The 6,963-nt window shown below is 61.7% G+C and carries 10 protein-coding genes; 4 read left to right on the top strand and 6 right to left on the bottom strand.

What is annotated here, in order from left to right:
- Window positions 1–30 precede the first annotated feature (30 nt).
- The gene (locus tag MRY75_RS12770; protein WP_292308393.1) at window positions 31–1,500 is read left to right on the top strand and encodes a tetratricopeptide repeat-containing sulfotransferase family protein; all 1,470 of its coding nucleotides are present in this window, start codon (window positions 31–33) and stop codon (window positions 1,498–1,500) included.
- Window positions 1,491–2,150: a YggS family pyridoxal phosphate-dependent enzyme gene (locus MRY75_RS12775; protein ID WP_292308395.1), complete on the top strand. Its 660-nt coding sequence runs from the start codon at window positions 1,491–1,493 to the stop codon at window positions 2,148–2,150. Before MRY75_RS12770 ends, MRY75_RS12775 begins: the two co-directional genes overlap by 10 nt.
- Here the strand turns inward: MRY75_RS12775 and MRY75_RS12780 are convergent.
- From MRY75_RS12780 to MRY75_RS12805, 6 genes are all read right to left on the bottom strand, one after another.
- Window positions 2,147–2,377 (bottom strand): hypothetical protein, encoded by a 231-nt coding sequence (locus MRY75_RS12780; protein WP_292308397.1) that lies wholly within the window; start codon window positions 2,375–2,377, stop codon window positions 2,147–2,149. The two genes, MRY75_RS12775 and MRY75_RS12780, sit on opposite strands and share 4 nt — an antisense overlap.
- A gap of 128 nt (window positions 2,378–2,505) precedes the next feature.
- Window positions 2,506–3,075: a F0F1 ATP synthase subunit B gene (locus MRY75_RS12785; protein ID WP_292308398.1), complete on the bottom strand. Its 570-nt coding sequence runs from the start codon at window positions 3,073–3,075 to the stop codon at window positions 2,506–2,508.
- Complete coding sequence (locus tag MRY75_RS12790) at window positions 3,072–3,617, bottom strand: F0F1 ATP synthase subunit B' (RefSeq protein ID WP_292308399.1); 546 nt, start codon at window positions 3,615–3,617, stop codon at window positions 3,072–3,074. Before MRY75_RS12790 ends, MRY75_RS12785 begins: the two co-directional genes overlap by 4 nt.
- 85 nt (window positions 3,618–3,702) lie before the next feature.
- Complete coding sequence (locus tag MRY75_RS12795; protein WP_072775827.1) at window positions 3,703–3,927, bottom strand: F0F1 ATP synthase subunit C; 225 nt, start codon at window positions 3,925–3,927, stop codon at window positions 3,703–3,705.
- Window positions 3,928–3,993: 66 nt separating this feature from the next.
- A complete protein-coding gene (locus MRY75_RS12800; RefSeq protein WP_292308400.1) occupies window positions 3,994–4,752 on the bottom strand; it encodes a F0F1 ATP synthase subunit A in 759 nt (252 codons plus the stop codon).
- Window positions 4,742–5,083 carry an AtpZ/AtpI family protein gene (locus MRY75_RS12805; protein ID WP_292308401.1) on the bottom strand — a complete coding sequence of 114 codons (342 nt, stop codon included), beginning with the start codon at window positions 5,081–5,083 and terminating at the stop codon, window positions 4,742–4,744. The genes MRY75_RS12800 and MRY75_RS12805 overlap by 11 nt, the downstream gene beginning before the upstream one ends.
- A 231-nt stretch (window positions 5,084–5,314) precedes the next feature.
- Here MRY75_RS12805 and MRY75_RS12810 point away from each other — a divergent pair, with 231 nt between their 5' ends.
- The gene (locus MRY75_RS12810; protein ID WP_292308402.1) at window positions 5,315–5,659 is read left to right on the top strand and encodes a metalloregulator ArsR/SmtB family transcription factor; all 345 of its coding nucleotides are present in this window, start codon (window positions 5,315–5,317) and stop codon (window positions 5,657–5,659) included.
- A gap of 73 nt (window positions 5,660–5,732) precedes the next feature.
- On the top strand, window positions 5,733–6,677 hold the full coding sequence (locus MRY75_RS12815) for a hypothetical protein (RefSeq protein WP_292308403.1): 945 nt from the start codon (window positions 5,733–5,735) through the stop codon (window positions 6,675–6,677).
- The last annotated feature ends 286 nt before the right edge of the window (window positions 6,678–6,963 follow it).

Below are 6,963 nucleotides of genomic sequence, written 5' to 3' on the forward strand. Positions count from 1 at the left end.
ACTAGCTAGAGGCAAAAGGCAAAGGCACCGATGCAGAGCACTCCCGTCCACGTGATCAAGACGACCTATGACACGGCGCTGGCCCTGGCCCGTCAGGGCGAGGTGGCAAAGGCCGCCGGATTGCTGGACGGATTGGCCCTGCAAGCCCCCAACCTTCCCGAAATCCACTACCAGCGCGCACGCCTCGCGGCCCTGCTTGGCGACGCGGAAAAGCGGCAAAGCGCCATCGACAGCGCGGTCGCTCTGCGCCCCACCGAACCAGCCATCCTGACCGAAGCCATCGCGGCCCATTCCGCAGCCGGCAATCACGACACTGTCCTTGAACTGTTCGACAGGCTGATCGCGCTTGATCCGAAGGCCATCAAACCGCAGGCGGAAAAGGCGCTCTATCTTCAGACGGCCGGGAAGTTCGACGAGTCCGAAAAACTCCTGCGCAAGCTGCAGAAGAAACATCCCCATGATGCCGAGCTCTACCGCATGCTCGCCACAACGATCCGCATTCAGCCAAACGATCCCATGATTGGCGCCATGCGGCGGTTGGCCAATCATCCCCGCCTGTCCACCGGCGGTCGCATGCATATCAACTTTGCCCTCGCCAAGGCGATGGAGGATACGAAGAACACCGCCAAAGTGTTCCCCCACCTGCGCCAGGCCAACCGCGCGCAAGCCGAGCTTTGGCCTGACGATCCCTCTGCCCGCAAGGCCGAGCGGGAGCGTGTTCTCGCGGCACAGGAGGGCCTCGGACCTCTGACAGACAGCGCTGGCACCGATCCTGCGCTGATTTTCGTCACCGGCCTGCCGCGCTCAGGCACGACGCTGGTCGAACAGATCATCGCCAGCCACAGCAAGGTTCAGGCGGGGGGCGAAATGGCCACGGCCCTCAGAACCGCCTACGAGCTCTTCGGCACGGCAGCCGACATGCGCGATCTGGCGAAGGAACAGTCCGAGACCCTTCGGTCCTTTCCCCACAAGCTGAACGCGGCGCTGCGCCCCTTTGCCGCCAAAGGCACGCCCTACCTGACCGACAAGTCGATCATGGCGTTTCTGATCTACGGGCTGTTGCACGCCACCCTGCCCAATGCCCGTTTCATCGTGGTTCACCGCGATCCGCGCGACATCGCCCTGTCGATCTACAAGAACCATTTCAACGGCGGCACGCATCGCTATGCCAATGATCTCGCCAGCATCGCGGACGTCATAAAGGCGTTTCGCGAAACCATCGCGCATTGGCGCACGACACTGCCAGACCGGTTCGCCGAAATCCGCTACGAGGATTTGGTGTCTGATCCCGAAACCCAGTCCCGGCACCTGATCGCGGCCGCTGGGCTTGACTGGGAAGACCAGTGCCTGAACTTCCACGAGAAAGGCGGCACCGTCAAAACGCTGAGCCTGCATCAGGTGCGCCAACCGATCTACAAGAGCTCTGCCGCGGCATGGCGCCGTTACGAGACCGAGCTTCAACCCTTCATCGACGCTTGGGGAGACACACCATGGGATTGAGCAACATCAACGAGCGCATCGCAAAGGCCGCCAGGCAGGCGGACCGCGATCCAGCCGACATCACGCTCATTGCGGTCTCGAAGGTGCAACCCAACGAACGGGTGGACGCCGTGCTCAGGGAAGGGCACCGCAGCTTCGGCGAAAACCGCGTGCAGGAAGCAGCAGGAAAGTGGCCGGACTTCCGCGAAACATATGATGGCATCGACCTGCACCTGATCGGCCCGCTCCAAAGCAACAAGGCGCGTCAGGCCTTCGACCTGTTCGATGCGATCCACACGCTCGACCGGCCGAAGCTGGCCAATACGTTTGCCCGGCTGGCGCAGGAAATGGGCAAATGTCCTCCGCTCTTCATCCAGGTGAACACCGGCGAAGAACCTCAGAAAGCGGGGATCGCCCCGACTGACACCGACAGTTTCGTCAAGGACTGCCGCGCCCTGGATCTCCCTGTTCAGGGCCTGATGTGCATCCCGCCGGTGGACGAGACCCCGTCCCTCCATTTCGCGCTTCTGCGCAAACTGGCCGACCGCAACGGTCTCAGCCAATTGTCGATGGGCATGAGCGACGATTTCGAACAAGCCATCGCGTTCGGCGCAACCCATATCCGCGTTGGATCAGCCCTGTTTGGGGAACGGGTACCACCGGCGGGTTAAGGCCCGTCCTGCAAATTTAGACGCTGTTCGATTCGATCAAGCCGCGCCTGCATGGACGCAATCGCATTGTCCTGCGCCACTTCAGCCTGCAGGAATCCTGCCATGTGACTTTTCATGCTGCGAACATCTGTCTTCACATCCGACAGGTCCGACGACATCGCTCCGATCCGGGACTGGATCGCTGTCAGATGCTCAAGGATCAGGGCGTTTGTCACATTGTCGACCATGGCAACTTAGCTCCTCTTTACCGTAGGCATCTAGGCACTGTTGGTCAAAACACAGTTAACGCGGACCCTGAAAAAACAAAAAAGCCCCGGACATCCGGGGCTCTTTTCATTTCTGCGCTCAGAGAAGGTCAGTGCAGTTTCTGACCGACCTCTGCAATCGCGTCGTCAATGCTCTTGGCCGCGTCTTTGGCGGTCATCTGCTTGGCGACCACGTCGCGGGCGGCCTTGATCGCAACCGCAATCGCGCGATCACGCACCTCCTTGACGGCGCTGGCCTGCGCCGACGCGATCTGGTCCTCGGCCGCCGCCATACGACGCGCGATCGACTTCTCGAGATCCGCCTTCGCCTGTTCACCGGCCAGTGCAGCCTCTTCCTTGGCATGCGCGATGATACGATCCGCCTGCTCCTGCACTTCGCGCTGACGGCGCTCGTAGCTGGCAAGCAGCGCCTGCGCCTCTTCGCGCAGCGCCTTGGCTTCATTCAACTCTGCACGGATGCCATCGGCGCGCTTGTCCAGCATGCCCAGCACCAGCGACGGCACCTTGAAGTACAGCAGGACACCAATAAAAACGAGGAAACCGATGGTCACCACGAAATCGGTGTTGCCGAGCGAAAAGAACGGACCCGACGCAGCGAACGCGGGGCTAGCGAGCAGCGATGCTGCGGCAATGGTCATGATACGGTTCATGTCGCTCACCCCTTCATCTGCGCGTCAACGGCGGCGGCGACGGTCGCGTCATCCACCTGACCACCCAAAGCCGCCACAATGGCGCCTGCGGTGTCTTTGGCCACGGCCTCGACACTTTCCACGGCGGATGCGCGGATGTCCGAAATCGCTTTCTCGGACTCGGCAGCCTTGGCGGCGATCTCGGCATCAGCCTTGGCAATCGCCTTGTCGAGTTCGGCCTGCATTTCTGCCTTGTTCTGGGCGATGATCGCCTGCGCCTGAGCGCGGGCATCCGCCAGAGCCTTGTTGTAGGCCTCTTCGGCCTCCACGGCTTTCTGCTTGAGGTCTTCAGCAGCCGCGAGGTCGTTTGTAATCGTGCCTTGTCGTTCCGCGAGAACCGTCGCAATGCGCGGCAACGCGATGCGGGACAGGACAAAGTAAATCGCGATGAGCGCGATCAGAAGCCAGAAGATCTGGTTCGGCATCCAGTCGGCGCAAAGCTGAGGCATGCCGATGGCGCTGCCATCCGGGCCCACACATGCGCTGGCTGTACCATGGGTTTCGGTTGCCATGTCGTCCTCCGTCGGAACTTGTCGTTACATCGGGCGGGCCGCGTGATCACGGCACCGCCCGCGCGTAAGGATAAAAGTCCGAAGCTTAGACGGCGAACATCAGCAGCAGCGACACGAGGAACGCGAAGATCCCCAGCGCTTCTGCGAACGCGATACCGATGAAGAGCGTTGCTGTCTGCGATGCAGCAGCGGACGGGTTACGCAGGGCACCTGCGAGGTAGTTGCCGGCCACGTTGCCCACCCCGATTGCGGCTGCGCCGGAACCGATTGCTGCCAGGCCTGCGCCGATGTGTGCGAGATCGCCTTCCATGTGAATTCTCCTTACGATTGGAAGTTAGCGTTGAGGCGTAGGGTACGTGAGGTCACGCACCGAACATTAGTGATGCGGGTGCAGCGCGTCCTTGAGGTACACGCAGGTCAGGATGGTGAACACGTAGGCCTGAATGAAGCCGACGAGCACCTCCAGAGCATAGATTGCCGTGATGCCGAGGATCGACAGCGGTGCAACGGCGGTGATCGCGGCAAAGCCTGCAAACACCTTGAGAACCGCGTGACCCGCCATGATGTTGCCGGCAAGACGAATGGAGTGGCTGACCGGACGCACGAAGTAGGAAATCAGTTCGATCACGGCCAGGATCGGACGCAGCGCCAGCGGCGCGCTCGACACCCAGAAGAGCCCGAGGAACGAGGCCCCGTTCTTTACGAAGCCCAGAACCGTCACTGCGATGAAAACACCGAAACCTAGAACTGCCGTCACCGCGATATGCGAGGTCGGAGAGAAGGACATCGGGATCAGCGCGAGGAAGTTCGAGAAGACGATGAACATGAACAGCGTGAAGATATACGGGAAATACTTCACCGCATCCTTGCCGGTCACGTCCTCGACCATCTTGTAGACAAAGCCGTAGGCCAGTTCGGCAACCGATTGCACACGCGACGGCACGGTCGCGCGCTTCGACGTGCCGAGCACCATCAGCGCGATCACGCAGGCCACTGCCAGCAGCAGCCACAGCGCCACGTTGGTGAAGGTGAACATGCCCACCTCACCATAGCCGAACAGCGGCTTGATGATGAACTGGTCCATTGGGTGGAAAACAAGACCGCCGCCTTCGCCGTGACCTGCTTCAGTCGCCATGTCGATCCCTCTCGTTCTCTCCGGCCTTCTCGGCCAGCTGCTTGACCTGGAACTCCCTGGCGGTGCGGATCATCACATTCACCCCCGCCGCGAAGCCCAGCAATGTAAACAGCACCATCAACCACGGATCGGTCCCGAAGACCGCATCAAGCCCGTATCCGATGCCAAATCCGATCCCAAGACCGGACACCATCTCGATCACCATGCGCCACGCTTGCTGCGCCTGGCTGTAATGTTCCTCCTGGTGCGGCTTGTCTTCCTTGGGCCGTTTGGCCGCCGCGATCCGCGCTTCCAGCTCTTTCAGCCGTTGCTTTGGATCGTCGTCAGACACGCACTCCACTCCGGTTGGAACGTTGCGCATGTGCTACGGCGCGGCATAGCCTGAGTCAAGGCACTGGTTGGATGCGGCACGCCCGCCTTAACATATTGATTAAAAGAAATTTATCTGACGCTGCACACCCACATTCCAAACGGTCGCAGGGGGCCACCCGGCGTTTCCCGCAGTTTCGCCATATTCAACTTTTCGGTTGAGTTTTCCCGGCAGCCTCGTCTACTGCGCCCCATGCCCGCATCGCTTGACACTGTCTTCGCCGCCCTCGCCGACCCGACCCGCCGTCAGATCCTGACGATGCTGCTCGAGGATGACATGGCCGTCACCGATGTGGCGGACCCCTTCGAGATGTCGCTTGCCGCGATCTCGAAACATCTTGTCGTTCTGGCCGAGGCAGGTCTCATCAGCCAGGAGAAACGTGGGCGTGTGAAATGGTGCAAACTGGAACCTGACGCGCTGCGCGATGCCAGCGTCTGGATGCAGGCCTTCGGTCAGTTCGAAGCGATCCACCTCGATGCCTTCGAGGCGTTTCTCGAACACGAAAAACTGACCACGCCACCATCGTCACAGGACTGATTGCGGACTTTGCCGAAGTGAGGACCTGAGGTATCCTGATCGCAGCCGAAGCCAGTGCAACGAAAGACCGGATTTGGGACATATCATCCGCAGGAAGCACCTTGGATGGGCGCTTGCCGCCCTTCTCGGCCTCGGGCCCGCGCAAAGCGCGCTGGCCCGAGCCTTTCATGGCTACACGCCGAACCCCACCCTGGTTGACCTGTTGTTGGACACGGAACAGGCGGTCATCGCGCGCCCGGATGCGGCGGGCCTCTACGACACGATGGAAACGCTGATCGGCCCGAACCTGGGCAGTCTCGGAGTGACGGCGAGCCCAGCGTTCCGGGAGGCCACACATCGCGACGCCACGGCGACAGTCCTTCTGGTCCGCGACGGCGCCTATGGCCCGTGGATCGAAGCCACCGTGCTCGACGACCCGTTCCGCCGCGTTGTCCGAACCGTGGTCGAAAAACAATCCGCGTGGCAATTGGGCCGCGACGCGGATCGTGCCCGGCTCTTTGCCGCCCTCATCAACGACCCCAACCCCGATCTTCAGCGCCTCGCCCTGCAGGAGCTCGACCGACTGCCCTATGCCAGCCTCAAGGAGGTCGACATACCGCCTCTGCGGGGACTTCTGGACAACATCGAAGCCGGGGGCCTCGATCAACGGCCGATCCGCATCCTTCTGGCAGGCCTGTCCAACGACCTCCGCTTTGCGCCGGTGCTGGCGCAGGCGCTGCATGAGGCCGTTCTGCAGGACAAGGCCTATCTCGGTGCCTATGTTACCGCGTTGATCGAGCTTCAGGGCCAGCCTGCCGTCGAAGCCATCGTGGCGCATTACCTGACACCGGGGCAGATGACGCAGACTGTGGAAGACAAGATGCTGAACGCGCTTGCCCTGCAATACCGCTCCGCACGCGGCGCAACCCGCCGCAGCGTCGCCAGCGAAGTGGCTGCTCTTCTGCGCCGCCATCCCGACATGGCCGACCGGGTCATTGCGCAATTCGGCCCGCAAGCCGGCGGTCGTCTCTTGCCGTGACAGCATGCGCCGCCCGCGACACCGGGCGCCCGAACCCTTGAAAGGGTTCGCCCAGTCCTTCAAAGGACTGGCCCGCCACGCCGGCCAGCCCGCGCGCTAAGCAGCCTTCGGAAGAAGCTTCGGCACAGATCAACCGTTCACACGCGCGGCCAACCGGATCACCTCCAAGACACACCAGCTTCGCTCGACCAAACGCGCCGTAATCCCGGCCGCGCCCAACTCTTCAAAGAGTTGGCCGCATGCCTTCAAAGGCATGCCCACCGTCCCAAACCGCGCGCCTCGAACC

Source organism: Marivita sp. (genome assembly GCF_022763305.1).
GTDB lineage: Bacteria > Pseudomonadota > Alphaproteobacteria > Rhodobacterales > Rhodobacteraceae > Marivita.

What these genes read in the sequence shown, in the direction of transcription:
- MRY75_RS12775 (WP_292308395.1), top strand. Translation starts at nt 1,491, where the DNA reads ATGGGATTGAGCAACATCAACGAGCGCATCGCAAAGGCCGCCAGGCAG.
- MRY75_RS12780 (WP_292308397.1), bottom strand. Translation starts at nt 2,377, where the DNA reads ATGGTCGACAATGTGACAAACGCCCTGATCCTTGAGCATCTGACAGCG.
- MRY75_RS12790 (WP_292308399.1), bottom strand. Translation starts at nt 3,617, where the DNA reads ATGGCAACCGAAACCCATGGTACAGCCAGCGCATGTGTGGGCCCGGAT.
- MRY75_RS12800 (WP_292308400.1), bottom strand. Translation starts at nt 4,752, where the DNA reads ATGGCGACTGAAGCAGGTCACGGCGAAGGCGGCGGTCTTGTTTTCCAC.
- MRY75_RS12770 (WP_292308393.1), top strand. Translation starts at nt 31, where the DNA reads ATGCAGAGCACTCCCGTCCACGTGATCAAGACGACCTATGACACGGCG.
- MRY75_RS12795 (WP_072775827.1), bottom strand. Translation starts at nt 3,927, where the DNA reads ATGGAAGGCGATCTCGCACACATCGGCGCAGGCCTGGCAGCAATCGGT.
- MRY75_RS12810 (WP_292308402.1), top strand. Translation starts at nt 5,315, where the DNA reads ATGCCCGCATCGCTTGACACTGTCTTCGCCGCCCTCGCCGACCCGACC.